Origin of the sequence: Kitasatospora sp. NPDC005748 (assembly GCF_040630735.1) — a bacterium.
In the GTDB taxonomy this organism is placed as follows: Bacteria; Actinomycetota; Actinomycetes; order Streptomycetales; family Streptomycetaceae; genus Kitasatospora.
This window is the reverse complement of sequence record NZ_JBEXYD010000007.1, coordinates 19,670-46,248: the sequence shown is the minus strand read 5'-3', so window position 1 is coordinate 46,248 and position 26,579 is coordinate 19,670. Positions and strand designations below refer to the sequence as shown.

The following is a 26,579-nucleotide window of genomic DNA, read 5'->3' as shown; positions in this document are numbered from 1 at the left end:
GCGAAAGGGCTGATACCCACTCAGCCACGACCGCCCCGCCCGCCGGGGCAAGAGAAGGAGAGGCCCATGCGCTTCGAGATCGTCCGGCTGGACGACGCCCACGGCACCGCCACCGACCGCGTGATCGCCGACGCCGAGACCGTCCGCGAACTCGTCCAGGCCGCCGCCCGCACCGGCGAGCGCCTGCTCATCCGTCCGTGCCCGACCGTCTGACCCAGCGCGGCGCCTCCGACCGGGAGCCCTCACCCGCCGCCGAAGAGCCGGGAGCGTCCGATCCCGACGTTCCGATACCCGACTGACGCCCCGTCACCGCGATCGCCGTTGACGGGGCGTCAGTGCGTCCGGCCCGGCCCACCCGGAGCGGCACCGACGTTTGCCACCGGCCGCCGCTGGACATTCCCTAGCGGGAACCGCCCGCAGCGCGCCCGCCCGGCGCCGAACGGGTGTCCGCACCGACAGGTACCGCCGCGCCCTCCGTACGGGTGATCGTCCTTGACGCGGCGGTCCGGAGGGAGGAGCGTTGTCGGCTATGAGGGGCGAGCCTAGCTGCCCGAGGTGCGCCGGTCGGGTCCGCGCCCCCGGTCTGTTCTCAGACACCTGGCAGTGCGACCGGCACGGAGCGGTGCACCCGATGCAGCCCGTGCTGCCCCCGAGCGTGGAGGCGCTCGGCGTGGCCGTCGCCCGTTCCCAGGTCCCCGTCTGGCTGCCCTGGCCGCTCCCGGTCGGCTGGCTCTACACCGGCATCGCGCACGTCGGCGACGACGTCTCGGGCGCCCGGGCCACCGCGGTCGCCTGCTCCGGACCGGCGCCGCTGGGCGGCTTCGGAGAGCTGGTGCTGGTCGCCGAGGAGCTGGGCGTGGGGCTCGGCGCCCGGTACGCGGGCCTGTCCGGGCCGGACCCGGGCGAGTCCGTCTCGCTCTACAAGCCCGCCGACGCCAAGCTGATGGCAGCCGGGCGGCCCACCCCGATGTTCCACGTCCCGGACGCGCCCGCCGATCGCGCGGTGTTCGTCGGCGAGGCCCGCGGCCTCTGGCTCTGGGCGGTCGCCTGGCCCGAGCAGTCCGCCCTGGTGATGTACGACGAGCTCGTCCTCACGGATCTGCGCGAGGCCGGCGCCGAGCTGGGCCTGCTGCCCTGCGGCGCGCTCTCCCCCCAGCTGCTGGCCTGACGGCCCGCCGGGCGCCCGCACTATCCTGGGCGGCACCCGCCGCCCACCCCAGGAGCCGACCCCGTGCGCATCGACCTGCACGCCCACAGCAACGCGTCCGACGGCACCGACAGCCCGGCCGAGCTGGTCGCGGCGGCCGCCGCCGCGGGCCTGGACGTGGTGGCGCTCACCGACCACGACACGGTGGCCGGTCACGCCGAGGCCGCCGAGGCGGTCCGCGCGCTGCCCTCCGGCACCCGGCTGAGCCTCGTCCCGGGCGCCGAGCTGTCCTGCGCGGTGGACGGCATCAGCCTGCACCTGCTGGCCTACCTCTTCGACCCGGCCGAGCCGTCCTTCGCCGACGAGCGCGAGCTGGTGCGCACCGACCGGTTCCGCCGCGGGCGGGCCGTCGTCGAGCGCTGCCGCGCGCTGGGCGCCGACATCAGCTGGGAGCAGGTCCAGCGGATCGCCGGCACCGGCTCGGTCGGCCGGCCGCACATCGCCAGCGCGCTGGTCGAGGCGGGGGTGGTGGCCACCGTCTCCGACGCCTTCACCCCGCAATGGCTGGCCAACGGCGGCCGGGCGGACGTCCGCAAGCACGAGACCGACCCGGCCGAGGCCGTCCGGCTGGTCCGCGCGGCAGGCGGGGTGCCGGTCTTCGCCCACCCGGGCGCGGTCAAGCGCGGGCGGACCGTCTCCGACCAGGTGATCGCGGACCTCGCGGCGGCCGGGCTCGCCGCGCTGGAGGTCGACCACATCGACCACGACGAACCCACCAGGGCCCGGCTGCGCGGACTGGCCGCCGACCTCGGCCTGCTGACCACCGGTTCCAGCGACTACCACGGCACCCGCAAGAGCGTCCGGCTCGGCGAGCACACCACCGACCCCGGCGTCTACGAGGCGCTGCTGGCCCAGGCCACCGGCGCGAAGCCGATCGAGGGCTGAGCCCACCCGGGCCGGACGCGCGGGCGTGCGGGAGCACACGGCCGGGCCCGTCGGGGGCGCGCGCCCCCGCTGCGGCGGGCGCTGCGGACCCCGGTGACCGGGCGTCAGTCCAGCGGCACCCCGCGGCGGTCGGCGTCGCGCAGATCGGTGCCGTGCTTCAGCCAGCGCTCCTCCAGCGCGGCCGCGCCGTGCACCCGCTTCCAGCCGGCCTCGTTGGGCGTCATCGGCAGCAGCGGGAGGAAGCGCACCGGGTCGGCCGGCTCGTCGAGCTCCAGGTCGGGCACCAGACCGCCCGGTTCGGCGGCCAGCACCGAGGTGAACGGCGCGCCGTCCCAGAGCGGGGAGCCGAGGTCCAGCGAGCCGCCGGGGGCCAGCACCAGGCCCTCCACCTGCGGCGTCGCGGCGAAGGTGGCCAGGGTGCGGAGCACGGTGTCACGGGCCCCACGGATCGTCAGCAGCAGTTCGGCGCGGGGGCCGCGGACCTGGTCGGCGACCGGCGCGGTCGGGTCCGCCATCGGCGCGGCGGCCATCCCGAGCGTGGCGTAGCGGACCAGCCCCTCGGCGTCCGGACCGAAGCGCAGCACCTCGATCCGGTCCGCGCCGAGGAAGGTGACCGCGGCGCGGCCGCTCGGCTCGCCGAAGGTGGTCAGCAGCCGGGCCTCGACGGCGGCCAGCACGGCCTCCCGGGAGAGGCCGGCCGGGTCGTGGGAGCCGCCGGAGGGGTCACCGAAGAGCGGGAAGTCGTGCGCCATGCCGGTGAGCGTAACCGGTGCGGCCGCGGAGCCGGCAGGACCACCGGGAGAACGTCGCAGCGACGATGCCCGGTCAGATGTTAGTGTGAGCGACTGGCCACCGGGGATCCTCTCTCCGGGGCAGCGGCGTGAAGGAGGTGGTTGCGGTGGATACCAGCCGACCATGCAGTACCGGCAGCTCTACCCGGCCCGGACGCCTTCCCCGTACCCCTCGCCTCGCAGGCTGAAACAGCGGCACCAGTAGCCGATCGGCAGCCGCGTTCTTCGAGACGGACCCAGGCGAAGTCGGCCCCGGCCGGGAGAGCACCCTCACCGGCGTCCGGTCGTTCCAGCGCGAGCCCCAGCAAGGCCGAGGACCGACCGCAGGCGTCATTCCACCGGTGTTCCATGCCGTCGCACCACGGCCATCCGCCACCGTGCCGCCGTGCGGCGGCTCCTGCCCAGGGAGCCTGCCATGTCGATGATCAACAGCCTGCGCGCAGCCGTCCGCACCAACCGCCGCCGTTCCGCGAGCGGCCTGTTCGACTCGATCCACCCGGGCCAGTCCGCCTCCGCGGTGGTGGACTGCGCGGTGTACCAGTCCGGCAAGCGGCACGGCGAGAGCTGCAGCCCGCGCGAGGCAGCCCGCCGGGTGAAGGCCTCGCAGCAACTGCCGGACGGCGCGGCATCGTTCAGCTGGATCGGACTGCACGAGCCGACCGAGGCCGAGTTCGAGGGCATCGCACAGCGCTTCGGCCTGCACCCGCTGGCGGTCGAGGACGCCGTCCACGCGCACCAGCGGCCCAAGGTCGAGCGGTACGACGACGTGCTGTTCGCCGTCTTCAAGACGATCCGCTACGTCGAGCACGACCAGCTCACCCCGACCAGCGAGGTGGTCGAGACCGGCGAGCTGATGGTCTTCGCAGGGCGGGACTTCGTCATCACCGTCCGGCACGGCGGGCACAGTTCGCTGCAGGAGCTGCGGCACCGGCTGGAGGCCGACGCGGACGGTTCCGGGCTGCTGGCCAAGGGCCCCTCCGCGGTGCTGCACGCCATCGCCGACCACGTGGTGGACAACTACCTGCTGGTCGCCGACCGGCTCCAGACGGACGTCGACGAGATCGAGTTCGACGTCTTCTCCAACAAGGGCGGCCGGGGCACCGACGTCGGCCGGGTCTACCAGCTCAAGCGCGAGGTCCTGGAGTTCAAGCGCGCGGTGACACCGCTGCTGCGGCCCATGCAGCAGCTCTCCGAGCCGCTCCAGCGGCTGGTCGACCCGGACATCCAGAAGTACTTCCGGGATGTCGCCGACCACCTCGCCCGGGTCACCGAGCAGGTGCACGGCTTCGACGAGCTGCTGAACTCGCTGCTCCAGGCCAACCTGGCCCAGGTGTCGGTCGCGCAGAACGAGGACATGCGCAAGATCACCGCCTGGGCGGCGATCTTCGCCGTGCCCACCATGATCACCGGCGTCTACGGCATGAACTTCGACTACATGCCGGAGCTGCACCACGAGTACGGCTACCCGATGGTGCTCGGCAGCGTCGTCCTGATCTGCATCGGGATGTACCGCGGCTTCCGCCGCAACGGCTGGCTGTAGCCGGCCGTCACCGCCGGCCGCCCCGGGCGACCAGGACCAGGCCCAGCAGGATCAGCACCACCGCCGGGTAGGCGGCCACCGGGGGCCACTGCCCGAGCCAGAGCGCCGCGATCAGCGCGGCGCCCGGGGTCTCCAGCAGGATGGCGGTGGAGGTGACGGACGGGCCGAGGGTGCGCACCACCCGGTTGCTGAGCGAGTGGCCGAGCAGCTGGGCGGTGACCATCAGCAGCACGATCTGCCACCAGACGCCGGCCGGCCAGCCGGCCATCGGCGTCCCGGCCACCAGGCAGACCACCAGCAGGACGGCCGCCGTGGTGGCGTAGCAGACCAGGGTGTAGGCGGTGGTGCTGACGGTCCGGCGGACCTCGGCCCCCAGCAGCATGTAGCCGGCCGCGGCGAGGCCCGCGCCCAGCGCCAGCGCGTCGCCCAGCAGGGCCCGCGGCGAGAGCGTGAGGTCGACCCCGGTGAGCACCAGCACACCGGCGAACGCCACCGTCATGCCGATCCACACCGCGCGGGGCGCCCGCACCCCGCCGAGGCGCATCAGCAGGATGGTCCAGAGCGGCGTGGTGGTCACCAGCGCGGTCGCCGAGGCCACCGAGGTCATCCGCAGGCTCGGCATCCAGAGCGCGAAGTGCACGGCGAGCAGCGCGCCGGCCGCCGCCGCCAGCAGCAGTGCCCGGCGGCCGATCCCGCGCAGCTCGGCCCGGTGCCGCAGCAGCGCGTACGGACCCAGCACACCGACCGACATGACGTTGCGCCAGAACGCGATCGCCAGGGCGGGCGCGGCGGTGGCGCTGATCAGCGGCGCGGAGAGCGAGATGCCGGAGACCGAGACGGCGAGCAGCAGCAGGTCCAGCCTGGGGAGCGGGTGCGGCGGCGGCGCGGCGGGGCCGGACACGGTGGCGGGGGCTGCGGTCTCGGGCCGGGTCGGCACGGTGCTCCTCGGGCTCGGGGTGGGAGTCGGGCGGCTCCTAAGGTAAGGCCCGTGCGGCCGTCTTGGAACTGTCGCCCGACCGGTGAGACACCCCGTGGACAGCCCAGGCCGTACGCTGTCCGCCATGGACCGTACGCCCGCCGCAGCCGCCACCGCCGACGACTTCCTCGACCAGGCCCTCCTGGAGGAGGCCGCGAAGAAGTCCGGCCTGCTCTGGGTGCGCGCGGACGGCCAGGAGCACAGCCGCCCGCTCTGGCACGCCTGGCACGACGGCGCGGTGGTCGTGGTCGGCGACGGCGCCGAGCAGCCGCTGCACGGCCTGACCGCCGGGGCCGGCGCGGTGGTGACCGTCCGCAGCAAGGACAAGGGCGGCCGTCTCACCGGCTGGACGGCCCGCGTGGTCGAGCCGGAGCCGCACGGCGAGGCCTGGCTGGGCGCCGTCGAGGAGCTCAAGGGCAAGCGGCTGAACGCGCCCGACACCGACACCATCGCCGACCGCTGGGCCCGCGAGTGCCGGGTGCTCCGGCTGGAGCCGGTCGGCACCGGGCGGGACCTGCTCGCCGAACACCCGGGCGCCATGCCCGACGAGTCCCACGCCACCGCGCCGCTGCCCACCTCGGCCACCACCCGCGAGCCCGTACCGGCCGGCCTCCCGAAGCTGCTGTTCAAGCGCCGCAAGCGCTGAGCCCGCGCCGCGCCGCCGCTCAGCCCTCCCCGGACGGCCGGATCGGCGCCGTGGCTCGTCGGGCCGGGTGCGGGACGCGCGGGTAGCCTGGGGCTGGTCCGACAAGCCGCGGGCCGCGCCCGCGCGCTCCTGGGGGCGCCGAGCGAGCGAGGGAGTCCATGGCAGGGGCAGGCAGCCGGGTCTTCATCTCGCACCTCTCCGGCGTCGCCGTCTTCGACCCGAACGGCGACCAGGTCGGCCGGGTGCGCGACGTGGTGGTCACGCTCCGCCTCGGCGGCCGGCCGCCCCGGGTGCTCGGTCTGGTGGTCGAGGTGATCGGCCGGCGCCGGATCTTCCTGCCGATGACCAGGGTGACCAGCCTGGAGTCCGGCCAGGTGCTCACCACCGGCGTGATCAACATGCGCCGCTTCGAACAGCGCCCGTCCGAGACCCTCGTGCTCGGCGAGCTGCTGGACCGCACCGTCAGCTGGACCAAGACCGGTCAGGACGTCACCGTCCTGGACGTCGCGATGGTGCAGACCCGGCTGCGCGAGTGGGAGATCAGCAAGGTCTTCGTCCAGGTCGGCCGGGTCGGCCGGCTGCGCAAGGCCAAGGGCGAGTCGCTCACCCTGGACTGGCAGGACGTCACCGGCTTCAGCCTCACCGAGGAGGGCCAGGGCGCCGCCAACCTGCTCGCCACCTTCGACCAGCTGCGCCCCGCCGACCTCGCCAACGTCATGCACCACCTCTCCGCCAAGCGCCGCGCCGAGGTGGCCGCCGCGCTCGACGACGAGCGGCTCGCGGACGTCCTGGAGGAGCTGCCCGAGGACGACCAGGTCGAGATCATCGGCAAGCTGAAGGACGAGCGCGCCGCCGACGTGCTGGAGGCGATGGACCCGGACGACGCCGCCGACCTGCTCTCCGAGCTGCCCGGCGACGAGGCCGAGCGCCTGCTCCAGCTGATGGAACCGGACGAGGCCGAGCCGGTCCGCCGGCTGCTGCGGTACGAGGAGAACACCGCCGGCGGTCTGATGACCACCGAGCCCATCGTGCTGGAGCCGGACGCCACGGTGGCCGAGGCGCTGGCCCGCGTCCGGGTCGCGGACAACAAGCCGGCGCTGGCCGCGCAGATCTTCGTCTGCCGCCCGCCGAACGAGACGCCGACCGGCAAGTACCTGGGCACCGTGCACTTCCAGCGGCTGCTGCGCGAGCCCCCGTACACCCTGGTCGGCTCGCTGGTGGACGACGACCTCGACCCGCTGCCGCCGGACACCCCGCTGTCCCTGATCACCAGCTACCTGGCGACGTACAACATGGTCGCCGCGCCGGTGGTCGACGAGGCGGACCACCTGGTCGGCGCGGTGACCGTCGACGACGTGCTCGACCACCTGCTGCCGGAGGACTGGCGCGAGGCCGCCCTGCACGGACCGGACGACGAGCGAGAGGTGCTGACCGGTGGACGCTGACCGCAAGGGCCGACGGGAGGACACCCCCCGCCAGCGCCTCCAGGGCGAGCTGCGCCAACTGCGCCAGCTGCGCGAACTGCGCGCCCGGGAGGGCGCCCGCGAGCGCCGCGCCGAGCCCTCCACCGGCGTCGCCTCCCGCTCCCGGCTGGACCAGCCGCGGACCACCAGGCCCGGCCTGATCACCCTGCCGACGTACGACCCGGAGGCCTTCGGCAAGCTCTCCGAGCGGATCGCGCGCTTCCTGGGCACCGGGCGGTTCATCGTCTGGATGACCGTCGTCGTGGTCGTCTGGGTGGGCTGGAACACGGTGCTGCCGGACGCCGTCCACTTCGACGACTACCCGTTCATCTTCCTCACCCTGATGCTCTCGCTGCAGGCCTCGTACGCGGCGCCGCTGATCCTGCTGGCGCAGAACCGCCAGGACGACCGGGACCGCGTCAACATGGAGCAGGACCGCGCCCGCAGCGATCGGAACATCGCCGACACCGAGTACCTGACCCGGGAGGTGGCGGCCCTGCGCCAGGGCCTCGGCGAGGTCGCCACCCGGGCTTTCATCGCCTCGGAGCTGGGCGCGGTCCGCTCCGAACTGCAGTCCCTGCTCAAGGAGATCGACGAACGCCGGGAGGGTTCCGGGATGCTGTGACCGGCAGCACGCTACCGACCGGTTAAGCGGTACGCCCGGCGCCGTACCATCAAGGCATGGCCAACGAGACAGAGGTCGCGGCCGGCGTCACGGAGGAGTCCGTACGCCAGGCGCTGGCGACCGTGAACGACCCGGAGATCAACCGTCCGATCACCGAGATCGGCATGGTGAAATCGGTCGAGATCGCCGAGAGCGGCGAGGTCCGCGTCGCGGTCTACCTCACCGTCTCCGGCTGCCCGATGCGTGACACCATCGTCACCCGGGTGCGTGACGCGGTCGGCGCGGTCCCCGGCGTCACCGGCGTCGAGGTCGAGCTCGACGTGATGAGCGACGAGCAGCGCAAGGAGCTCTCCCAGCTGCTGCGCGGCGGCGCCCCGGAGCGCGAGATCCCGTTCGCCAAGCCGGGCACGCTGACCCGGGTCTACGCAGTCGCCTCCGGCAAGGGCGGCGTCGGCAAGTCCTCCGTGACGGTGAACCTCGCGGCCGCGATGGCCGCGGACGGCCTGAAGGTCGCCGTGGTGGACGCCGACATCTACGGCCACAGCGTGCCGCGCATGCTGGGCGTCGAGGGCCGGCCCACCCAGGTCCAGGACATGATCATGCCGCCGCAGGCGAACGGCGTGAAGGTCATCTCGATCGGCATGTTCACCCCCGGCAACGCCCCGGTGGTCTGGCGCGGCCCGATGCTGCACCGCGCGCTCCAGCAGTTCCTGGCCGACGTCTACTGGGGCGACCTCGACGTCCTGCTGCTGGACCTGCCGCCCGGCACCGGCGACATCGCGATCTCGGTCGCGCAGCTGGTCCCGAACGCGGAGATCCTGATCGTCACCACCCCGCAGATGGCCGCCGCCGAGGTGGCCGAGCGGGCCGGCACCATCGCGGTGCAGACGCACCAGAAGATCGTCGGCGTGATCGAGAACATGTCCGGCATGCCCTGCCCGCACTGCGACGAGATGATCGACGTGTTCGGCACCGGCGGCGGCCAGATCGTCGCGGACGCGCTCACCCGGACCGTCGGCGCCAACGTGCCGGTGCTCGGCTCGATCCCGATCGACGTCCGGCTGCGCGAGGGCGGCGACGACGGCCGCCCGGTCGTGCTCGCCGCGCCCGACTCCCCCGCCGGCGCCGCCCTGCGCGCCGTCGCGGGCAAGCTCGGCGGCCGCCAGCGCGGCCTCTCCGGCCTCTCCCTCGGCCTCACCCCGAAGAACAAGTTCTGATCAACCACCGGGCTGGTCAGCGAACGGGCACTCGCCCGCCTCGCTGACCAGCCCGTTTGCTGTCGCTGGTTGTCAACGCTGGTTGGCGCTGGTCGACCTCATACGGCCCAGAGACGGCCCCGGGAGCATCGCAGCCGGGACCGTCTCGCGCGCACTCCTCCGCCAGACTCGACTGTCCAGCGTCCAAAAGTGACGTGCCAACGTCTTACTGGGACGCTATAGTGTCATCAAGAGACATCGGAGGAAGCGTTGACCACGTACGCGTTCTGGAACAACAAGGGCGGCACGGGAAAGACCAGCCTGTGCTTCCAGTCCATCTGCTTCTATGCGCACCAGCACCCCGAGGAGCGAATCCTCGCAATCGACGTTTGCCCCCAAGCAAACCTGTCCGAACTCTTCCTTGGTGGCCTGTCCAACGACGGAAGCGGAAGGCTCCTTGCCCGACAGGGGGAACTGCCTCGGGCTACGCTGGGCGGCTACTTTCAGCAGCGACTCCCCTCCCCGTATGCACCGCCGTCAATCTCGCCTTCCGACTTCATCACCCGCCCGCATCAGTACAATCCGTCAGTACCCGGGAACATCGACCTCGTGTGCGGCGATCCCCTGCTCGAACTCCAGGCAAATGCGATTTCAACCCTCGCCAACAACCAGATCCCTGGCACCAACGCCTGGCTCGCAGTTGTCGACTGGATTCGCGACCTCCTTGACCCCATCAAGGACCAATACGACACGATCTTCGTCGACTGCAACCCCAGCTTTTCGATCTACACCCAGATCGCTCTCTCTGCGGTTGACCGCCTGATCCTCCCCGTTATGGCGGATGATTCGTCACGCCGAGCCATCCAGAACGCGTTCTCCCTGGTCTACGGGCTGAAACTCCCGTCTGATATCTACGCTACCTATGCATTCGCCACGCGCCTTCGCGAGGCAGGCCGCTCGCTCCCTCAGGTTCATGCGATCGCGAAGAACCGCCTGACGCAGTACATGGGACCGGCATCGGCCTATGCCGCAGTGCTGCGCTCAATCGAGGAGGACGTCGCCAAGCTCTTGGAGAGCAACCCCGACATCTTCACCTTCGACGCCACCGAGGACGGCTTGGTCGATATTCGCGACTTCCAGACCACTGGTGTCGTGGCATTCGCCCGAGGCTGCCCACTTTATGGCCTGCAGTCCGGTCGCCTCGACGTAATGGGACATCGAGTTACGGTCCATGAGGACTATCGGGCCAACTGCGTGGAAGCCATGGAGAGCCTTACGGCACTTCTCTAGTCGAGAAATTGGCCGCCCCCAGCACAAAACGGGCTGGGGGCGGCTTTTCGTTGGGATATTCAGGCGGGCATCGCTACCGCAGCGGGCGTTGGCGCGATCTTTGGCCGGTGTCCTGTCTGGTTTGGGGTCGAGCATGATCGGGGGGCCGTAAGCTGTTGCGACTCGGTCAGGGCTCTTTGGGCCTGACCGCAATTTGGCCGAGTGGCCCCCCGTTCTTGCTCGACGCGGGTCCCGGGCCAGGGAGGTGGGTAAAGATCGCGTCGGCGCCCGCCCCCAGCCCCGGCGGGTTTGTCCTTACGTCGTCCGTCCGCCCTGGCGCGGCCGGCCGCCGCCGTCGCGGGGCGCAGACAGGAGCGGAGGCGAGCGGCGGGCCAGCGCCGCGAGCGCAGCGAGCCTTGATGAAGTAGCGAAAGTCGTAACAACCCCCTCCACCCACCCCGACTGATCCACTGAACCCGCTGGCTGGGAGACCGTCACATAAGTGACGCCCTGGGCTACTCGCCGATCAGCGAGCCACCTGCTCGTCCAGGAGGTGCCGGCCATCGTGGGTCCGGATGCTCGGGGCTGCGTCGCCCCGGAGCGCGTCCAGCATGCGCACGGCGTAGACCTCGCCCATGCGGTCCTCCACCTCGGCCGGGGTGAGCCAGTCGACCGCCGTGGACTCATCGGACAGCTGCTCGGCGCCGCCTTCGGGGTGGCAGCGGAAGACCAGGGCGACGACTCCGCGGGTGACGTTCTTGTAGACGCCGGTGAGCCGTTCGACGCTCACCTTGATGCCGGTCTCCTCGAAGATCTCGCGGCGCACGCCGTCCTCGACGGCCTCTGTCAGCTCTAGCACTCCGCCCGGGGGCTCCCAGGTACCGTTGTCGGCTCGCCGGATGGCCAGGACCCGTCCGTCCTCGCGTACGACAGCACCGGCCACCGACACCGAGTGGAGAGGCGTTGTAACTTGCAATGCGGGGCTGGTACTCATGTACAGGAGAATAGGAGCCCCAAAGGACTATGGCGAGTGACGACGTGGCCTCTTCGGCCAAGGCGAAGTACCTGCAGATCGCGGATGACCTCGCCGCCCAGATCAAATCGGGGACGCTCGCTCCCGGCGCGGCCGTGCCCAGTGAAGCCGAGCTGATGCAGCGGTACGGCGTCGCCTCCGGAACGGTCCGCAAGGCCATCGCGGAGCTTCGCACTTCCCAGCTGATCGAGACGCACCACGGCCGCGGCTCTTTCGTCCGCGCCCGGCCGCCAGTGCAGCGCAAGTCCTCGGACCGCTTCCGCCGGGCCCACCGGAACGCCGGCAAGGCGGCCTACCTCGCCGAAGCTGAGGTGTCCGGCGGCGTCCCGTCCGTGACCGTGCTGTTCGTCGGTCCCACTGAGGCTCCCCCGGAGATCGCCGAGCGCCTGGACGTGCCTGCCGGCGCCCAGGTGCTCGCCCGCAAACGTCGCTACTTCCGTGACGGGGTCCCGACCGAGGAAGCGACTTCGTACCTTCCGTGGGACGTGGTCAAGGACATTCCCGAGGTGTTCGCCGAGAACCCCGGGGGCGGTGGCATCTATGCCCGACTGGAGGAGCACGGGCACGTCCTGGCGGAGTTCGTCGAGACGGTGCGGGCCCGGCTGGCAACCAAGCCCGAGACGGCCGCGCTGGCACTGAGCCCCGGCTCGCCGGTGATCCATCTCGTCCGCGACGCCATCACGACGGCCGGCCGCGTCGTCGAGGTCTGCGACACCGTCATGGCCGCTGACCAGTTCGTTCTCGACTACCGGTTCGCCGCGCGCGACTGACGCCCGCTCAACTTCCGCAACCCGTCGCAAGATTCTTTCTCGCGGCAGGTTGACTCATATACAGGAGTCCTGCACTCTTCTACTCATCACTCCTGTACATGAGTGCAGGAGGTCACCTCATTTAGAGGAGAAGCAGCCATGGCTGTGTTCAAGGTCGACACCTCCACCGCGTTCGTGTTCGTCGCGGTCCCGCCGGCGCCGAAGGTGGTGAACCGGCAGACCGGGGAGATCGCGGTCGACAAGGAGACGGGTGCCCGGATGATGACCGTCGGGCTCACGATCGCGGACGAGGGTGAGGCCAACCTCTACACCGTGTCGGTGCCGGAGACCGGGATCTCGGAGGGGCTGAGCGTCGGTATGCCGGTCGCGCTGACCGGGCTGAAGGCGCGCGACTGGGAGAACGAGTTCAACGGCCAGAAGCGTCACGGGATCTCGTTCCGCGCTGCGGCGGTCACCTCGCTCGTTCCGGTTCAGGGCTGACGGCCATGTCGTCGGGAGTTCAGGTCCTCGCCGAGGCGGGCGTCCCGGTTGCCGCCGCCGCTGGTGGTGCCGCGTTCGCGCGGGCGAAGGCTCCGGCCCTGTACTGGTCGGCGATCGGCCTGCCGGTCACGGCGGTTCGGGTCTCGGCGACGTACGGCAGCACCATGGACGCCTGCGGGCTGACCGTACCGCCGTCCCGGCTGCGGGTGCTGGTCACCCGGGCGACCTCGCGCCGGGAGATCCGGCCGGTGCCGCCGCGTATCCGCCGGGTCCGGCCGACCATGACCGGGCTGCGGCTTCGCATCCGGCTCGCGCCGGGCCAGGAGCCGGCGGATGTCGCCGCCTCGGCGGAACGTCTCCGCCACGCCTGGGGTGTCCACGGCGTACATGTGAGCGTGATCGGGCCCGGGGTGGTGGAGCTGCGGATGACCGGGTTCGACGTGCTGCGACGGGTGCGGATGCCGCGTCGTCGGCCGGTCGGGGACCTGGTCGTGCCGGTGGCGATGCGAGAGGACGGCACGGCGTTCGTCCGCGACTACCGCGCCATCCCGCACGCGCTCACCCTGGGCGCCACGCTGTCCGGCAAGTCCGTCTACATCCGCAACCTGGTCAGCGAACTCGCCAAGCTGGACGTGGCGTTGGTCGGGATCGACTGCAAGCGGGGCGTCGAACAGGTGCCGTTCGCCCCGCGGCTGTCGGCCCTGGCCACCGACCCGCAGTCCGCCGGCGATCTGCTCGATGCGCTGGTGGAGATGATGGAGGAGCGCTACGACCTGCTCCGCCACCACCAGGGCCTGGTCGGGTCGGTGGCCTCGCATGAGATCACCTCGGACATCTGGGGACTGCCGGCGAAGCTGCGGCCGGTGCCGGTGATCCTCCTCGTCGACGAGGTGGCGGAGCTGTTCCTGGTCGCCACCCGCAAGGACGAGGAACGGCGGGACCACATGGTCACCCAGTTGATCCGTTTGGCCCAACTCGGCCGGGGCGCGGGGATGTTCGTAGAGGCGTGCGGTCAGCGCTTCGGCTCGGAGCTGGGCAAGGGCGCGACCATGCTCCGCGCCCAGTTGTCGGGTCGCGTGGTCCACCGGGTCAACGACCGTCCCACGGCGGAGATGGGCCTCGGGGACGTCTCCCCGGAGGCAGTGTTGGCTGCCACCCAGATCGCACCGGACATGCCGGGTGTCGCGGTCGCCGGGGACTCCTCCGGTGGCTGGTCCCGCATCCGTACGCCGCACCTCTCTCTCGCCCGCGCCGCCGATATCTGCCGCAGCACCGCCCACCTCACGCCCGCGCTGCCGGGCCTGGAGCGCTTCCGGCCCGTGGTCGCGCCGCTCCCGGCCGTCCCGCCGATGCCCGCGTCGCCGCCGCGCTTCGCCCCGGCCCCGGCCGCCGAGTAGCCACCCCCTCCCCCGGTCGGCGCGACCGTCTCCCGCGCCACGTCCCTACCCCTCCCTGCCCAACTCCCGGAAGGGACCGACGATGCGTCCGCCCCGCCCCGACGCCGTACTGATCCAAGCCGCCATCGCCGGCGCCCTGTCCTTCGCCCACCTGCACGACCTGGCCGCAGCGGCCGGCCAGTACGGGTGGAAGGCGTGGGCCTACCCGGTCTCCGTCGACCTGCTACTGGTCGCCGCCTGGCGCCGCATGCGGATGCTCCGCGCCGTCGGCGAATCCGCCCGGGCCGCCTGGACGTGGTTCGCCATCGCCCTGGCCGCCTCGCTCGGAGCGAACGTGGCCACCGCCGGACTGCTCGACCTGGGCCACGTCCCGACCTGGCTGCGGATCCTCGTCGCCGGGTGGCCTGCCCTGGCGTTCTTCGGCGGCACCCTGCTCGCCCACAGCAGCCGCGAGACCGCCACCGCCCCGCCCGTCCTCGATGACGAACCGCCCGTCTACGGGCAGCCGGCCGCCGTGTCGGAGCCCGAACCGGCGCCCGCCCCGGAGCCGCTGCCGGTCGCCGAGGAGCTGCCCAGTCTCCTGCCCGCACCTGCCCCGGAACCCGCGCCCGCCGCTGCCCCGCCCTCCCCCGCCCTGCCCGCCGCGCTGGTCGAGCACGCCCGCAAGGTCGCCGACGACCACCGCGCACGTACCGGCGAGCCGATCGACACGGACACCCTTCGCGCCCGGCTCGGTGTCCCGCCCCAGTTCGCCGCCGCCATCGCCGCCCAGCTCACCTGACCCGACAGGAGGCCCATATGCCCCGCCCGATCCGCCCCCGCAACGTGATCCGCATCGGCCCGGTCCACGTCGCCACCTTCTACGACGGCCGGGGCCGCGAGAAGCACTCCGCTGTCTGCACCGCCCCGCGCTGCGGATTCTCCGCAGAGTTCGACTCGCGCGCCGCCGCCGAGATCGCCGCCCGCACCCACCGCTGCACCGTCCGCTGACAGGAGCACCGCCATGACTCTCACCCTGCCCCTGGTCCTCGTCCTCGGCGTCGCCGCCTGGGCCGCCATCCGCTTCCTCGGCGTCCGGCTCTGGGTCGCCGTCGTGATCGGCCTCTTCGGCTTCTACCTCGCCGACACCTTCGTCGCCCCGCTCATCGACGGCACCACCCGCACCGGCGTCCAGGTCGTCAACGACACCCAGCAGAGCCGGCCGTGACCGCCGCCCTCCTGCTGCCCCGCTCCCTCGCCCTGACCCCCGAGGGCGCCGCCCTGGTCGCCGAGATCGAGCGCTATCTGGCCGGCCTTCCCGCCACCGCACGCCCGGCCGTCCCGTACGTGTGCCCGCTGGGCTCCGCCGTCCAGGCCTGGAACGCCGGCTACCCGGTGCCCCGGCCGACGCTGCTGGACCGCCTGGTCCACCGCCCTGCCCGGCCCGTCCCGGTGACCGTTGCCGACCACTTGCGGCTCACCTCCCGCTACATCGGCGCCTTCGGCTGGCTCCAGGGCGCCCTGTGGGACTCGGCCGGCCGGGTCTGCATCTTGGGCGCCCAAGCCGGCGTCCTCGTCCACGGCTACGGCACCCCGGACACCGTCGCCTGGGCCCGTACCCAGGTCATGGAAGTGCTCCACGCCACCGGACGTCCCGTCAGCTCGCCCGACCAGTACAACGACCGCCCCACGACCCGCCAGGCGGACGTCCACCACCTGCTCGACCGGGCCGCCGCCCGCGCACAGTCCCTCGGCCTCTGACCGGCCCCCGGGGCGGCCAAAGCCGCCAAGCATCCCACCGCCCCGGGGCCCGCAGCCCGTACCGAAAGGACCCGCACATGGACCTCGCCCCGATTCTCGCCCTCGCCGGCGTCCCGCTCGTCGGCTGGAGCGCCCACGGCACCTGGCTCCACCGCCGGCTCGCCCACGCCCGTCGCGACCCGCTGACCGGCCTGCTCACCCGCGACGGCTTCACCGCCCGCGCCGAACGCCTAATCCGCTCGCGCCCGGAGCGCGTGACCGTCCTCCTGGTCGACCTGGACGACTTCAAGGCCGTCAACGACACCCACGGCCACGCGGCCGGTGACGCCGTTCTCGCCGCCACCGCCGACCGGCTCATTCACTGGTGCAGCTCGCACGGCCTGGCCGCCCGCCTCGGCGGGGACGAGTTCGCCGCCGTCGTCCTCGACTCCGCGCACCGCCTGGACGACCTGCGCGCCGCGCTGCACGAACCGGTCCCGTTCGCCGGCGTCCTGCTCCCGGTCGGGGCCTCCGTCGGCGCCTCGCACCCGGCCGCGCTCCTGCTCACCGAAGCGCTGTCCGCCGCCGACCGCGACATGTACGCCCGCAAGCCCGACGGCCGCACCGCGCGCCGCCGCTGACCGGCCCCGGGGCGGCAAAAGCCGCCAAGCATCCCACCGCCCCGGAGCCGCAACCCCTCCCGAACCGAAGCCCACGAAGGAGACCGCCATCATGCCCCAGCACCCCGCCCCCGCGGCCCGGATCTGCCCCGACTGCGACGGCTTCGCCCGCGCCGCCATCGCCACCGGCACCCGCCTCCCGGACGGCACCCGCGCCACCCTCCACGCCGCCTGCCGCACCTGTCAGGGCACCGGCACCGTCACCCGCCGTGCCGCGCCCGCCGCCGCTCCGGCCCAGCTCTGAAGGTGACCCGCTTGCCCATCACCACCCAGGTCGTCCCGGCCCGGCTTGCCCTGGCGGATCTCGCCAGGCTCGCCGCCCGGGGCGACCTGCCCCAGCTGACCGAGCAAATCCGCCGCACCGGCGGCTGCGCCAATCCCATCCACCTCAAGGGCTTCCGCACCCTCACCCACGGCCCGACCGGCGCCGTCTGGCACCGCTACACCACCGACCACGAACCCGGCCATCGGCTCAAGGTCGCCTGCGGCAACCGCCGCGCCTCCCGCTGCCCCTCCTGCGCCCGCACCTACGCCGCCGACACCTACCACCTCATCCGCGCCGGACTCGCCGGAGACCAGACCAAGGGCGTCCCGGACACCGTCCGCGCCCACCCCCGCGTCTTCGCCACCCTCACCGCCCCGTCCTTCGGCCCGGTCCACAACCGCCCCGACACCGGCACCTGCCGCTGCGGCACCGCTCACCCCGCCGGCGCCGCAGTCCTCGGCACCCCGCTCGACCCCGACCGCTACGACTACGCCCACGCCGTGCTCTGGAACAACCACGCCCCCGACCTGTGGCGACGCTTCACCATCTACCTGTTCCGCACCATGGCCAAGCTCGCCGGCCTCACCCAACGCGACTTCAAGGAACGCGCGAAGATCTCCTTCGGCAAGGTCGCCGAGTACCAGCGCCGCGGCGCCGTCCACTTCCACGCCGTCATCCGCATCGACGGCCCCGACGGACCCGACACCCCGCCGCCGGACTGGGCCACCCTCGCCCTCCTCAACGCCTCCATCCGCGCCGCCGCCCGCCGGGCCGGCATCCCCCTCGCCTCCGCCCCCGGCCAGCCCGCCCGCGTCCTCCAGTGGGGCACCCAGGTCGACGTCCGCCCGATCGGCGCCTTCGCCGCCGGCGAGATCAGCGAACAGGCCGTGGCCTCCTACGTCGCCAAGTACGCCACCAAGTCCGCCGAGACCACCGAATCCGTGGACCGCCGCATCCTGGAGCGCCACGAACTCAACCGCCACGACCTGCCGAACCACACCCGCCGTCTGATCGAAGCCTGCTGGGACCTCGACCCGCACTACCCGGACCGGCTCCTCGCCCACTGGTCCCACATGCTCGGCTTCCGCGGCCACTTCTCCTCCAAGTCGCCCACGTACTCGACCACCCTCGGCGCCCTGCGCCAGGTCCGCGCCGACCACCGCGCCGAACAGGCCCGCCAGGAGCTGCGCGAGCGTCTGCTCGCCGCCGGCCTCCCGGACCTCGACGACCTGGCCGACGCCGAAACCCTCGTCCTCGCCCACTGGACCTTCGCCGGCTCCGGTAACACCCCCGGCGAGTCCATGCTCGCCGCCGCCATCGCCCGCGAACTGCACGACCGCCACACCACCGACCGCGAGGAGCTGCGCGCCCAACTCGCGCGCGAAGAGGGGGAGATCACATGGCCGTGAAGAGTGCACTACCCGACCGTTACCTGACCCCGGTCGACCTGGCCGCGCTGCTCGACATCCCGGTCGAGACCGTCTACCAGTGGCGCCGCAAGCGCACCGGCCCGCCGGGCTTCCGCGTAGGCCGGCACCTGCGTTTCGACCCCGCGAAGGTGCACAGCTGGATCGAGACCCTGAGTGAGGAGGCTGCCTGATGGCCGGCCACATCCAGGACCGCTGGTACAAGACCGAACCCGGCCCCGACGGCAAGCCCCGCAAGGTCAAGACCGACCGCCACGGCACCGGCATGCGCTACCGCGCCCGCTACGTCGGCCCCGACGGCACCGAGAAGTCCAAATCCTTCCCCGACCGCCAGAAGCGCAAGGCCGAACAGTGGCTCCTCCAGATCGAGGCCGACATGGCGCGCGGCCAGTACATCGACCCGAATGCCGGCCGGGTGACCGTCAAGCAGCACGCGGACAAGTGGCTCGCCTCGCTCAGCATGGACCCGCAGTCGTACGTCAGCACCGAGCAGCGCATCCGGCTGCACGTTGTGCCGCACCTCGGGACGCGCCCGCTCAGCTCGCTCCGGCCGTCCGACATCCGCGAGTGGTTGGTGAAGCTCTCCGACCAAGGGCTCTCCCCCGCGTCACAGCGGGTCGTCTTCGCGAACCTCGGGACCATGCTCACTGCGGCGGTGGAAGACCGGCTGATCCCGAACAACCCCTGCCGGTCGACCTCGGTCCGGGCCCCGAAGCTGGCCGCGCGCCGCATCGTCCCGTGGCTGACGGCCCGGGTGCTGGCTGTCCGTGCGACGTTCCCCGACGGCTACCGGCCGATGGTGGACTTGGCCGGTGGCTGCGGTCTGCGTCAGGGGGAGATCTTCGGCCTCGCCGTGGAAGATCTGGACTTCGCCGAGAGCGTGCTCCACGTAAACCGACAGGTTCGGCTGATCAGGAACCGCCCGGTGTTCTCCCTGCCCAAGGGCAACAAGACCCGTAAGGTCCCGCTGCCAGGCTCGGTGGCCCAGACTCTTCGAGCCCATCTGATGGCTCACCCGCCGGTCGCCGTCACCCTCCCCTGGCGGGGTGTGGACGGGCCGCCGACCACTGCAAACCTGCTGTTCGTGGACGCCAAGGGGTTCAGCCTGAACCGCAACAGGTTCAACCGGGAGATCTGGCGTCCGGCCCTCACCGCCGCCGGCGCGCCGCTCGGCCGTGAGAACGGCATGCATGCCCTGCGACACTTCTACGCCTCGGTGCTCCTGGACGCGGGCGAGAGCATCAAGGCACTGAGCGAGTACCTGGGCCACCACGATCCGGGCTTCACGCTCCGGACCTACACGCACCTCATGCCGAGCAGCGAGAAGCGGACCAAGGAAGCCGTCGATCTGGCCTTCGGGAACGGCCCCGATCCGGCCGACGGCCCGGACACGGCCCAGCGGCCTGGCTGAGCATGCATCTAAGCAGGTCAGAGACCTGCCAGCATCAGTTGAACAAGTTCTGATCCTCGCGAAGGGCCGGGCGGTTCGCCCGGCCCTTCGCGCTGTCCCGGGGCGGGGCGGGCTACGGGCGGGTGTAGGCGGTCAGGTCGGGGACGGTGGAGAAGCCGGTGCCGTAGGCGCTGACGCCGCGGCCGTAGGCGCCGAGGAGGACGCCGGGGGCCTCGCCCGCGAGGACCCAGCCGTACTCGGACTCGCGGTAGCGGAAGGGCTGCGGCAGGCCGTTCACCGGGAGGCTGAGGGTGGACCACCCGGGGCCGGCCAGGTCGTCGGCGAGGTCCCAGGCGAGGGTGCTCTGCTGGTCCAGCCAGTCCTGGCGCAGCGTGCGGTCCAGCTGGCCCGGCCAGGTGGAGGCGAGCAGGCCGGAGCCGGCCAGCCAGGCGGCGGAGGAGGCCGAGGTCGCCTCCAGCGTGCCGGTGTTGTCGGCGCTGCGGCGGCTGCCCCGGCGGGCCACCGTGACGACCACGGCGAACTTGCGCATGTCCCGCGGCTCGTACTGCCGGGCCGGCTCCTCACCGTGGCCGAGGGTGCCGTAGTCGACGCTGCCGGGCGCGCCACCGCGCGGGCCGCCGGCGCCGGCCTGGATCAGGTAGCGGCGGCCGGTCCAGCCGTCGTCCAGGCCGTACCAGGGGAAGTCCGCCGACAGGTAGGGGACCAGTGGGTCGGCCGGGCCGGCCTGTCCGCCGACCGTCGGGCCGTCGGCCGTCGCCGTCCCCACCGCATGACTCGTCGCGTCCATCCCGGGCCTCCTCAACGCAGATCTCCTGCCGTGGTGCGCTCCCATGGTGGCGTACCGCGGCGTTCCCGCCGGGTGCCTTCGGGCCGGAACCGACCGGAAGTGACCGATGGCACAGCGGGAACATTCAGCACAATAGCGGCGCACACGCCGCCGCCCCGCTCAGCCGTGCGGCCGGGCGGGGCGGTGGCGTCGTCGGAGCGACGCGGGATCAGGTGGCGTCGGGGTCGAACGGAGGGCGCTCGCCGGGCTGGAGCGCGGCGCCGGCGGAGGCCGGGGCCACCGCGGCGGACTTGTCCATGCTGACCGTGCCGGCGCGCCCGTGGCCGTTCACGGCGGCGGCGGGCTTGTCGTCCAGCACCGAGCGGATGTCCAGGCTGTCCCGCATCTCCTTGAGGCCCAGCGGGTCGTCCTGGCCGCCCATGAGCTGCTTGCGGACGAAGGTCTTGGGGTGGAGGTCCTCGAACTCGAAGTCCTTGAACTCCGGGCCCAGCTCGCTGCGGATGTCCTCCTTGGCCGAGTCGGCGAAGGAGCGGACCTTCTTGATGAAGCCCATGGTGTCCTGGATCAGCTTCGGCAGCTTGTCCGGACCGAAGATCACGATGGCCATGATGACCAGAGTCAGGATCTCCAGTCCGCCTACGTCGCTGAACACCTAAGCTCCCTCAGCTCGTCGGACAACGGGTTCCTACAGCGTAATGGCCACCGTCGGATCCGGACCCCACAGTGTGATGAAGCCGTGGTGAAGAGCCGTCGATGACCATGGCCGCGGTGGCCGGTCCGCGCTACCGGTTCTCCTGGTGCAGCCCGGCGAGGCCCGAGCTCGGGGTCCGGTCCGGCACGATCTGCTGCGGGGTCGCGCTGCGGGTGGCCGCCACCGGGCGGACCGGGAAGTCCACCGGGACCTGGGCCTTCATCGGGGCGTACCCGCCGCCGCGGCCGGGGTTGCCGGCCGGGCTCACCGAGGTGCCGTGCTGATCGTCGCTCTGCGCGGCGAAGCCGCCGACCCCGCCCAGCGTCACCGCGGCGACCGAGAAAGCCCCGGCGGCGGCGAAGACGAAGCGGCGCCCGCGCGGCGGAGCCTGCCGGGTCACCACCGGGCCGGTGGCGGCCGCGGCCGGGCGCGGCACCGCGGAGGCCTCGGGACGGCCGGAGCGCCGGCCCATCAGCGGGCGCAGCACCGAGCTCCCGCGCCCGAACGCGCGGGGGTCGACACCGGGGACCGGTGCGTCGGCGCCGAGCGCGCCCGCACCGAAGGCGCCCGCGCCACGGCCGAAGGAGCCGCCGTTCAGCCGGCTGCCGCCGAGCGTGCCGCCGGTCTCCGGCCGGGGGGACCCCCAGGCCGCGGGCAGCCCGCCGCCGGGCAGGTCGTCGTCGTCCCGGCGCGGCCGCTCGGCGGGAGCGTCCTCGTCCTGGAGCGTGCCGACGGCCATCAGCCGGGACATCAGCGCCGAGGACGGGCCGGGGGTGCCGGTCCGGGTCAGCAGGTGCTTCACGGCGCGGCCCTCGTCGGCCTCGGCGAGGCACTGCGGGCAGGTCGCCAGATGGGCCTGGACGCGGTCGCGGGAGTCGTGGCCGAGTTCGCCGTCGACGAAGGCGGAGAGCCGCTCCCCGAGGTGGTGCTCCTCGGCGGCGGGTTCGGCGGGCCGGAGGGCGACCGCGCGCAGCGACGCCTCACCCGGCAGGGCCGGAACGGGCGGCAGCGGGTCCTCGGCGCCGTCCTCGTGGCCGCGCCGGCCCAGCTGGGGCCAGCCGCCGCGCCAGGCGGCGGCCTTGCCGGGAGCGTCCGGCCGACCCGGTCCCGACCGGCCGGTTCCGCTCACGATCGCCTCCGTCCGCGCCCGCCCGGCGCGACCGTGGCCTCACCCGCGACGGCGCCGACCGGCACCGGTACCGGCTCCTCGGAGCCGCCCCGGCGCTCGCGGCCCGGGGCCGCGCCGGGGGCGCGGTGCTTCAGCGCGGCGCGCAGGTGCGAGCGGCCGCGGTGGATCCGGCTGCGGACGGTGCCGAGCTTGACGCCCAGCGTCGCCGCGATCTCCTCGTAGGAGAGGCCCTCGATGTCGCAGAGCACCACGGCGGCGCGGAACTCCGGGGCGAGGGTGTCCAGCGCCTGCTGGACGTCGGCGTCGAAGTGGGTGTCGCTGAAGTGCTGGGCCGGGCTGGGCTCGCGGCTGGCCAGGCGCTCGGCCGCGTCGTCGCCGAGCGCGTCGAAGCGGATCCGCTGGCGCCGGCGGACCATGTCCAGGAACAGGTTGGTGGTGATCCGGTGCAACCAGCCCTCGAACGTGCCGGGGGTGTAGGTCGACAACGAACGGAACACCCGGACGAAGACCTCCTGGGTGAGGTCCTCGGCGTCGTGCTGATTCCCCGTCAGGCGGTAGGCGAGTCGGTAGACGCGGGCGCTGTGCGCCTCGACGATCTCCTCCCAGGAGGGCGGAGTCCAGGTCTGCGCGTCGGGACCCTCGGCGAAGCTCGCGAGGGCGGCGGGTGCCTCGGTGGTACCGGCGGCCGGCGTCGCGGCGACCGGCTGGTCCAGGGTGGAGTGCGCAGACTGGTTCATCACGGGCTTCGGCGTACGGGCTGACGCGGTGCCGCGGGAGTGCCGCCGCACAGGGACGTCGCCCTCGGCCACACCTCCTCGGTTGGCTCTTCTGCCCAGCAGGGCCACCACCATATCCACCTCGCCCGTCAAGCCCGGATAAAAGTGCCCGGGGGGTATCGCGGGGGTATCCGTCGACCGGTCCCTTCCTCAGCAACGGCCCGCCGCCGTACGCGGTTCCCGGTCGGCCAGTAATCTGTGCCAGGAAATATCGACTTCCGCTCGGCACCGGGCCATCGCCCGGGGCTCCGAAAGAGGCAGCCATCAGCGAGTTCGGGCCCGCGCGCGTGGCCCTCTCCGACACCTTCGTCGGCGAGGACGCGGTGCTCACCTACGCCCGGGCACAGTCCGCGCGCACCGGTATCAGGGCGATCGGACCGGGAGGCGGGGCCTGTCTGCGGCTGCTGGCGGCCGCCCTGGACGCCAAGGCGGTGGCCGAGATCGGCACCGGGACGGGCGTCTCCGGCGTCTACCTGCTGCGCGGGATGCGCCCGGACGGGGTGCTCACCACCGTCGACACCGAACCGGTGCGCCAGCAGCTGGCCCGCGAGGCGTACCACGCGGCCGGGTTCGCGGCGAACCGGTCCCGCTTCATACCGGGCCGGGCCCTGGACGTGCTGCCGCGGCTCGCGGACGGCCAGTACGACCTGGTCTTCTGCGACGGGGACCCGGCGGAGTCCCGGGAGTACCTGGCGGAGTCGCTGCGGCTGCTGCGGCCGGGCGGGATGGTCTGCTTCGAGGGCGTCTTCCAGGAGGGCCGACTGGCCGAGCCGGACCAGCAGGACCCGCAGACGCACGCGGTGCGCGACCTGGTCCGGGACGTCCGGGAGAGCGAGGCCCTGCTACCGGCGCTGCTGCCGGTGTCGGACGGGCTGCTCTGCGCCGTGAAGCGCTGACCGGGCCGAGGCCCCGACGGCGGCCCGACGGCGGCCGCCCGGGAAACACGCCGCCCGGAAACCACAGAGCCCGGGCCGACGTAGTGTCGTACCCGGGCCCGGCGGCACATCTCCAGGAGATGGGGAGCACCCGCTGCGGTCAGCCGCAGGCCTTCTTCAGAGCCTCGCCCAGGGCGTCGGCCTCGTCAGGCGTGAGCTCCACCACAAGGCGTCCGCCGCCTTCGAGCGGAACGCGCATGATGATGCCCCGCCCCTCTTTGGTGACTTCGAGCGGGCCGTCACCCGTCCGCGGCTTCATGGCCGCCATGCTCGTTCCCCTTCCTGCAACCGCTCAGCTACGCACCGGCAGTCCGTCCACCGCCGGTATCGAACGCATTGATCGGAAGCCATTATCCCGCATGCCACGGCCTGATGACCAACATCACTCTCGGCGCAACCACGGCCGGACCGGCTCCAAGCGCCACATTTCCTGCCATAAGCCCCGGCGCGGCGGCGGTCGGCGCGCCGCCGAAAGGTGCGATACCTCACACTCCCCACCCGGCCGCACGCTCCGGCATCCTGACACACGACCGAGCTGTGCCGATCGCAAGGGAGCCCCTCGCCCATGTCCGATTCCGTGCTGTACGAGCTGGACGGCGGCCTCGCCGTCATCACCATCAACCGCCCCGGGGCGATGAACGCGCTGGACACCGCCACCAAGGTGGCCCTGCGCGACACCATGACCGCCGCCGCCGAGGACCGGGCGGTGCGGGCGGTGCTGCTCACCGGCGCCGGTGAGCGGGCGTTCTGCGTCGGGCAGGACCTCAAGGAGCACCTGGGCCTGCTCAAGCGGGCCGAGGAGACCGGTGAGGGCGCGCTGAAGACCGTCTCCGAGCACTACAACCCGCTGGTGCGGGCGCTGGCGGGGATGCGCAAGCCGACGGTGGCGGCGGTCGGCGGCGTCGCGGCGGGCGCGGGCGCCTCGCTGGCCTTCGCCTGCGACTTCCGGATCGTCGCGGACACGGCCGGCTTCAACACGGCCTTCGCCGGGATCGCCCTGACCGCCGACTCGGGTGCCTCCTGGACGCTGCCCCGGCTGGTCGGGCACGCCAAGGCCACCGAGCTGCTGATGCTGCCGCGCACGGTGAAGGCCACCGAGGCGATGGAGCTGGGCCTGGCCACCAAGGTCGTCCCGGCCGCCGAGCTGGCCGCCACCGCCCGGGTCTTCGCCAAGGAGCTGGCCGAGGGCCCGACGGTCGCGTACGGCGCCATCAAGGAGTCGCTCGCGTACGGCGCCTCGCACTCCCTGGACGAGCTGCTCGACAAGGAGGACGAGCTGCAGACCCTGGCCGGCGACAGCGAGGACCACCGGATCGCGGTCCGCGCGTTCATCGCCAAGGAGAAGCCGACGTACCTGGGCCGCTGAGGCCCGGCGGGGCACCGCCCGGGCCGTGCGGGCCCGGGCGGGGTCCGGCGAGGTCGTCCCGGGGCCCGGGAGGGCCTAGACGGCCCGCAGGGCGCTCCGGACGTGGCAGTCCGCCAGGTGGTCGTCGACCAGGCCGCAGGCCTGCATCAGCGCGTACGCGGTGGTCGGGCCGACGAAGCGGAAGCCCGCCTTCTTGAGCGCCTTCGCCAGCGCCGTCGACTCGGGCGTGACGGCCGGGACCTCCGCCAGGGTGCGGGGGGCCGGCCGGTCCGGCGCACCGGCGTACTGCCAGATCAGCGCGTCCAGGCCGCCGTCGAGGTCGCGGGCGACCTTCGCGTTGGCGATCGACGCCTCGATCTTGGCCCGGTTGCGGATGATGCCCGTGTCGCCGAGCAGCCGCTCGACGTCCGCGGGGCCGAACTCGGCGACCTTGTCGATCGCGAAGCCCTCGAACGCGGCCCGGAAGCCCTCGCGGCGGCGCAGGATGGTGATCCAGGACAGGCCGGACTGGAAGGCCTCCAGGCAGACCCGCTCGAACAGCGCGTCGTCGCCGTGGACCGGGCGGCCCCACTCGGTGTCGTGGTAGAGCCGGTAGTCGTCCGCCGAGTCGCCCCAGCCGCAGCGGCGCAGGCCGTCCGCACCGAGCGCCGCACCGGCCTCGGTCACTGGTCCGCCGCCGGCTTCGCACCCTCCGGGCCCTTGGTCAGCGTGCTGACGGGCTCCACCACCTGCGCGAACTCCTCCAGCCCGGGCAGCGGTTCGGCCCCGGCGTCCGGGCCGGTGGCCTCGACGGCGCCGCGGACCGCGCCGGCGGCCTCCAGCTCGGCGATCCGCGAGTCCCGGTAGGCGAGTTCGGCACCGAGACGGTCCAGGACGTCGTCCACCTCGTCCATCCGGTAGCCGCGCACGGCCATCGGCAGCCGGATGCCGTCCACGTCGTCCCGGCTCAGCGGACGGTCCTGCGGCAGCCGGGCGGCGATCCGGTCCTGCACCGCCTCCGGCAGTGAGCCGCCCCCGCCGAGCGCCACCAACGCGGCGCCTCCGACCACGACGGCCATCGCCACCACGATCACCCAGAACACGAGCGGTCCTCCCGACTTCCCTGCCGGCGCTGA

33 protein-coding genes are annotated in these 26,579 nt (G+C 72.7%); 23 read left to right on the top strand and 10 right to left on the bottom strand.

Annotation, left to right across the window (positions count from 1 at the left end):
- Positions 1–66: 66 nt before the first annotated feature.
- The 3 genes from ABZ495_RS08115 to ABZ495_RS08105 all read left to right on the top strand — a co-directional run bounded on the left by ABZ495_RS08115 (position 67) and on the right by ABZ495_RS08105 (position 2,092).
- The gene (locus ABZ495_RS08115; protein ID WP_329489482.1) at positions 67–213 is read left to right on the top strand and encodes a hypothetical protein; all 147 of its coding nucleotides are present in this window, start codon (positions 67–69) and stop codon (positions 211–213) included.
- A 316-nt stretch (positions 214–529) separates the two neighbouring features.
- A complete protein-coding gene (locus ABZ495_RS08110; protein ID WP_359803276.1) occupies positions 530–1,168 on the top strand; it encodes a DUF6758 family protein in 639 nt (212 codons plus the stop codon).
- Positions 1,169–1,231: 63 nt separating this feature from the next.
- Positions 1,232–2,092, top strand: coding sequence for a PHP domain-containing protein (locus ABZ495_RS08105; RefSeq protein ID WP_359834960.1), 861 nt, complete (start codon positions 1,232–1,234; stop codon positions 2,090–2,092).
- Between the two features lie 104 nt (positions 2,093–2,196).
- Here ABZ495_RS08105 and ABZ495_RS08100 read toward each other — a convergent pair whose 3' ends face one another.
- On the bottom strand, positions 2,197–2,844 hold the full coding sequence (locus tag ABZ495_RS08100; RefSeq protein ID WP_329489479.1) for a suppressor of fused domain protein: 648 nt from the start codon (positions 2,842–2,844) through the stop codon (positions 2,197–2,199).
- A 454-nt stretch (positions 2,845–3,298) separates the two neighbouring features.
- Between ABZ495_RS08100 and corA the strand changes: the two genes are divergently transcribed.
- A complete protein-coding gene (corA, locus tag ABZ495_RS08095; protein ID WP_329489478.1) occupies positions 3,299–4,423 on the top strand; it encodes a magnesium/cobalt transporter CorA in 1,125 nt (374 codons plus the stop codon).
- Positions 4,424–4,430: 7 nt separating this feature from the next.
- Here the strand turns inward: corA and ABZ495_RS08090 are convergent, their stop codons facing one another.
- Complete coding sequence (locus ABZ495_RS08090; RefSeq protein WP_329492235.1) at positions 4,431–5,324, bottom strand: DMT family transporter; 894 nt, start codon at positions 5,322–5,324, stop codon at positions 4,431–4,433.
- A gap of 160 nt (positions 5,325–5,484) precedes the next feature.
- Here ABZ495_RS08090 and ABZ495_RS08085 point away from each other — a divergent pair, with 160 nt between their 5' ends.
- The 5 genes from ABZ495_RS08085 (at position 5,485) to ABZ495_RS08065 (ending at position 10,619) form a co-directional block, all read left to right on the top strand.
- Positions 5,485–6,045, top strand: a complete 561-nt coding sequence (locus tag ABZ495_RS08085; protein WP_359803281.1) for a hypothetical protein — start codon at positions 5,485–5,487, stop codon at positions 6,043–6,045.
- Positions 6,046–6,203: 158 nt separating this feature from the next.
- Complete coding sequence (locus tag ABZ495_RS08080) at positions 6,204–7,490, top strand: CBS domain-containing protein (protein WP_352295863.1); 1,287 nt, start codon at positions 6,204–6,206, stop codon at positions 7,488–7,490.
- Between the two features lie 76 nt (positions 7,491–7,566).
- The gene (locus ABZ495_RS08075; protein WP_359803322.1) at positions 7,567–8,133 is read left to right on the top strand and encodes a DUF1003 domain-containing protein; all 567 of its coding nucleotides are present in this window, start codon (positions 7,567–7,569) and stop codon (positions 8,131–8,133) included.
- Positions 8,134–8,189: 56 nt separating this feature from the next.
- A complete protein-coding gene (locus ABZ495_RS08070) occupies positions 8,190–9,350 on the top strand; it encodes an Mrp/NBP35 family ATP-binding protein (protein ID WP_329489475.1) in 1,161 nt (386 codons plus the stop codon).
- A 249-nt stretch (positions 9,351–9,599) separates the two neighbouring features.
- Positions 9,600–10,619 carry a ParA family protein gene (locus tag ABZ495_RS08065; RefSeq protein WP_359834959.1) on the top strand — a complete coding sequence of 340 codons (1,020 nt, stop codon included), beginning with the start codon at positions 9,600–9,602 and terminating at the stop codon, positions 10,617–10,619.
- Positions 10,620–11,124: 505 nt separating this feature from the next.
- Here the strand turns inward: ABZ495_RS08065 and ABZ495_RS08060 are convergent.
- Positions 11,125–11,604, bottom strand: coding sequence for an NUDIX domain-containing protein (locus tag ABZ495_RS08060; protein ID WP_359835035.1), 480 nt, complete (start codon positions 11,602–11,604; stop codon positions 11,125–11,127).
- Between the two features lie 17 nt (positions 11,605–11,621).
- On the opposite strand from ABZ495_RS08060, the gene ABZ495_RS08055 reads away from it, so the two are divergent.
- From ABZ495_RS08055 to ABZ495_RS08000, 12 genes are all read left to right on the top strand, one after another.
- Positions 11,622–12,401 carry a GntR family transcriptional regulator gene (locus ABZ495_RS08055; protein ID WP_359834957.1) on the top strand — a complete coding sequence of 260 codons (780 nt, stop codon included), beginning with the start codon at positions 11,622–11,624 and terminating at the stop codon, positions 12,399–12,401.
- Between the two features lie 138 nt (positions 12,402–12,539).
- Entirely contained in the window at positions 12,540–12,881 is a 342-nt protein-coding gene (locus tag ABZ495_RS08050) for a hypothetical protein (protein ID WP_359834956.1), read from the top strand.
- A gap of 5 nt (positions 12,882–12,886) precedes the next feature.
- Positions 12,887–14,278: an FtsK/SpoIIIE domain-containing protein gene (locus ABZ495_RS08045; RefSeq protein ID WP_359834955.1), complete on the top strand. Its 1,392-nt coding sequence runs from the start codon at positions 12,887–12,889 to the stop codon at positions 14,276–14,278.
- An 82-nt stretch (positions 14,279–14,360) separates the two neighbouring features.
- On the top strand, positions 14,361–15,059 hold the full coding sequence (locus tag ABZ495_RS08040) for a DUF2637 domain-containing protein (RefSeq protein WP_359834953.1): 699 nt from the start codon (positions 14,361–14,363) through the stop codon (positions 15,057–15,059).
- Between the two features lie 17 nt (positions 15,060–15,076).
- On the top strand, positions 15,077–15,268 hold the full coding sequence (locus ABZ495_RS08035) for a mobile element transfer protein (protein WP_359834951.1): 192 nt from the start codon (positions 15,077–15,079) through the stop codon (positions 15,266–15,268).
- Positions 15,269–15,281: 13 nt separating this feature from the next.
- A complete protein-coding gene (locus ABZ495_RS08030) occupies positions 15,282–15,485 on the top strand; it encodes a hypothetical protein (RefSeq protein WP_359834950.1) in 204 nt (67 codons plus the stop codon).
- Entirely contained in the window at positions 15,482–16,018 is a 537-nt protein-coding gene (locus tag ABZ495_RS08025) for a hypothetical protein (protein ID WP_359834948.1), read from the top strand. The genes ABZ495_RS08030 and ABZ495_RS08025 overlap by 4 nt, the downstream gene beginning before the upstream one ends.
- 77 nt (positions 16,019–16,095) lie before the next feature.
- Complete coding sequence (locus ABZ495_RS08020) at positions 16,096–16,638, top strand: GGDEF domain-containing protein (RefSeq protein WP_359834946.1); 543 nt, start codon at positions 16,096–16,098, stop codon at positions 16,636–16,638.
- 91 nt (positions 16,639–16,729) lie between these two features.
- A complete protein-coding gene (locus ABZ495_RS08015) occupies positions 16,730–16,921 on the top strand; it encodes a hypothetical protein (protein WP_359834944.1) in 192 nt (63 codons plus the stop codon).
- A 50-nt stretch (positions 16,922–16,971) separates the two neighbouring features.
- Entirely contained in the window at positions 16,972–18,351 is a 1,380-nt protein-coding gene (gene repSA, locus ABZ495_RS08010; RefSeq protein WP_359835033.1) for a replication initiator protein RepSA, read from the top strand.
- A complete protein-coding gene (locus tag ABZ495_RS08005) occupies positions 18,342–18,542 on the top strand; it encodes a helix-turn-helix domain-containing protein (RefSeq protein ID WP_359834943.1) in 201 nt (66 codons plus the stop codon). The genes repSA and ABZ495_RS08005 overlap by 10 nt, the downstream gene beginning before the upstream one ends.
- Entirely contained in the window at positions 18,542–19,780 is a 1,239-nt protein-coding gene (locus tag ABZ495_RS08000) for a site-specific integrase (protein ID WP_359834941.1), read from the top strand. The genes ABZ495_RS08005 and ABZ495_RS08000 overlap by 1 nt, the downstream gene beginning before the upstream one ends.
- Positions 19,781–19,892: 112 nt before the next feature.
- Here the strand turns inward: ABZ495_RS08000 and ABZ495_RS07995 are convergent, their stop codons facing one another.
- From ABZ495_RS07995 to sigE, 4 genes are all read right to left on the bottom strand, one after another.
- Positions 19,893–20,567: a hypothetical protein gene (locus tag ABZ495_RS07995; RefSeq protein ID WP_329489474.1), complete on the bottom strand. Its 675-nt coding sequence runs from the start codon at positions 20,565–20,567 to the stop codon at positions 19,893–19,895.
- 208 nt (positions 20,568–20,775) lie between these two features.
- Positions 20,776–21,219 (bottom strand): sec-independent translocase, encoded by a 444-nt coding sequence (locus tag ABZ495_RS07990; RefSeq protein ID WP_359803284.1) that lies wholly within the window; start codon positions 21,217–21,219, stop codon positions 20,776–20,778.
- Between the two features lie 130 nt (positions 21,220–21,349).
- Positions 21,350–22,387: a zf-HC2 domain-containing protein gene (locus ABZ495_RS07985; protein WP_329489472.1), complete on the bottom strand. Its 1,038-nt coding sequence runs from the start codon at positions 22,385–22,387 to the stop codon at positions 21,350–21,352.
- Positions 22,384–23,238 (bottom strand): RNA polymerase sigma factor SigE, encoded by an 855-nt coding sequence (sigE, locus tag ABZ495_RS07980; protein ID WP_359834940.1) that lies wholly within the window; start codon positions 23,236–23,238, stop codon positions 22,384–22,386. Before sigE ends, ABZ495_RS07985 begins: the two co-directional genes overlap by 4 nt.
- A 212-nt stretch (positions 23,239–23,450) precedes the next feature.
- Between sigE and ABZ495_RS07975 the strand changes: the two genes are divergently transcribed.
- Positions 23,451–24,059: an O-methyltransferase gene (locus ABZ495_RS07975; protein WP_329489471.1), complete on the top strand. Its 609-nt coding sequence runs from the start codon at positions 23,451–23,453 to the stop codon at positions 24,057–24,059.
- Positions 24,060–24,198: 139 nt separating this feature from the next.
- Here ABZ495_RS07975 and ABZ495_RS07970 read toward each other — a convergent pair whose 3' ends face one another.
- Positions 24,199–24,366 (bottom strand): DUF3117 domain-containing protein, encoded by a 168-nt coding sequence (locus ABZ495_RS07970; protein ID WP_014137929.1) that lies wholly within the window; start codon positions 24,364–24,366, stop codon positions 24,199–24,201.
- 297 nt (positions 24,367–24,663) lie between these two features.
- Here ABZ495_RS07970 and ABZ495_RS07965 point away from each other — a divergent pair, with 297 nt between their 5' ends.
- Positions 24,664–25,464, top strand: coding sequence for an enoyl-CoA hydratase-related protein (locus tag ABZ495_RS07965; RefSeq protein ID WP_329489470.1), 801 nt, complete (start codon positions 24,664–24,666; stop codon positions 25,462–25,464).
- Positions 25,465–25,539: 75 nt separating this feature from the next.
- Here the strand turns inward: ABZ495_RS07965 and ABZ495_RS07960 are convergent, their stop codons facing one another.
- Together ABZ495_RS07960 and ABZ495_RS07955 are read right to left on the bottom strand one after the other, a co-directional pair.
- A complete protein-coding gene (locus ABZ495_RS07960) occupies positions 25,540–26,130 on the bottom strand; it encodes a DNA-3-methyladenine glycosylase I (RefSeq protein WP_359834938.1) in 591 nt (196 codons plus the stop codon).
- Positions 26,127–26,546: a DivIVA domain-containing protein gene (locus ABZ495_RS07955; RefSeq protein ID WP_352295877.1), complete on the bottom strand. Its 420-nt coding sequence runs from the start codon at positions 26,544–26,546 to the stop codon at positions 26,127–26,129. The genes ABZ495_RS07960 and ABZ495_RS07955 overlap by 4 nt, the downstream gene beginning before the upstream one ends.
- Positions 26,547–26,579 lie beyond the last annotated feature (33 nt).

Coding starts and splice junctions, on each gene's coding strand:
- ABZ495_RS08115 (WP_329489482.1), top strand. CDS start 67: ATGCGCTTCGAGATCGTCCGGCTGGACGACGCCCACGGCACCGCCACC.
- ABZ495_RS08110 (WP_359803276.1), top strand. CDS start 530: ATGAGGGGCGAGCCTAGCTGCCCGAGGTGCGCCGGTCGGGTCCGCGCC.
- ABZ495_RS08100 (WP_329489479.1), bottom strand. CDS start 2,844: ATGGCGCACGACTTCCCGCTCTTCGGTGACCCCTCCGGCGGCTCCCAC.
- corA (WP_329489478.1), top strand. CDS start 3,299: ATGTCGATGATCAACAGCCTGCGCGCAGCCGTCCGCACCAACCGCCGC.
- ABZ495_RS08085 (WP_359803281.1), top strand. CDS start 5,485: ATGGACCGTACGCCCGCCGCAGCCGCCACCGCCGACGACTTCCTCGAC.
- ABZ495_RS08080 (WP_352295863.1), top strand. CDS start 6,204: ATGGCAGGGGCAGGCAGCCGGGTCTTCATCTCGCACCTCTCCGGCGTC.
- ABZ495_RS08070 (WP_329489475.1), top strand. CDS start 8,190: ATGGCCAACGAGACAGAGGTCGCGGCCGGCGTCACGGAGGAGTCCGTA.
- ABZ495_RS08055 (WP_359834957.1), top strand. CDS start 11,622: ATGGCGAGTGACGACGTGGCCTCTTCGGCCAAGGCGAAGTACCTGCAG.
- ABZ495_RS08050 (WP_359834956.1), top strand. CDS start 12,540: ATGGCTGTGTTCAAGGTCGACACCTCCACCGCGTTCGTGTTCGTCGCG.
- ABZ495_RS08045 (WP_359834955.1), top strand. CDS start 12,887: ATGTCGTCGGGAGTTCAGGTCCTCGCCGAGGCGGGCGTCCCGGTTGCC.
- ABZ495_RS08040 (WP_359834953.1), top strand. CDS start 14,361: ATGCGTCCGCCCCGCCCCGACGCCGTACTGATCCAAGCCGCCATCGCC.
- ABZ495_RS08035 (WP_359834951.1), top strand. CDS start 15,077: ATGCCCCGCCCGATCCGCCCCCGCAACGTGATCCGCATCGGCCCGGTC.
- ABZ495_RS08030 (WP_359834950.1), top strand. CDS start 15,282: ATGACTCTCACCCTGCCCCTGGTCCTCGTCCTCGGCGTCGCCGCCTGG.
- ABZ495_RS08020 (WP_359834946.1), top strand. CDS start 16,096: ATGGACCTCGCCCCGATTCTCGCCCTCGCCGGCGTCCCGCTCGTCGGC.
- ABZ495_RS08015 (WP_359834944.1), top strand. CDS start 16,730: ATGCCCCAGCACCCCGCCCCCGCGGCCCGGATCTGCCCCGACTGCGAC.
- ABZ495_RS08005 (WP_359834943.1), top strand. CDS start 18,342: ATGGCCGTGAAGAGTGCACTACCCGACCGTTACCTGACCCCGGTCGAC.
- ABZ495_RS08000 (WP_359834941.1), top strand. CDS start 18,542: ATGGCCGGCCACATCCAGGACCGCTGGTACAAGACCGAACCCGGCCCC.
- ABZ495_RS07995 (WP_329489474.1), bottom strand. CDS start 20,567: ATGGACGCGACGAGTCATGCGGTGGGGACGGCGACGGCCGACGGCCCG.
- sigE (WP_359834940.1), bottom strand. CDS start 23,238: ATGGTGGTGGCCCTGCTGGGCAGAAGAGCCAACCGAGGAGGTGTGGCC.
- ABZ495_RS07970 (WP_014137929.1), bottom strand. CDS start 24,366: ATGGCGGCCATGAAGCCGCGGACGGGTGACGGCCCGCTCGAAGTCACC.
- ABZ495_RS07965 (WP_329489470.1), top strand. CDS start 24,664: ATGTCCGATTCCGTGCTGTACGAGCTGGACGGCGGCCTCGCCGTCATC.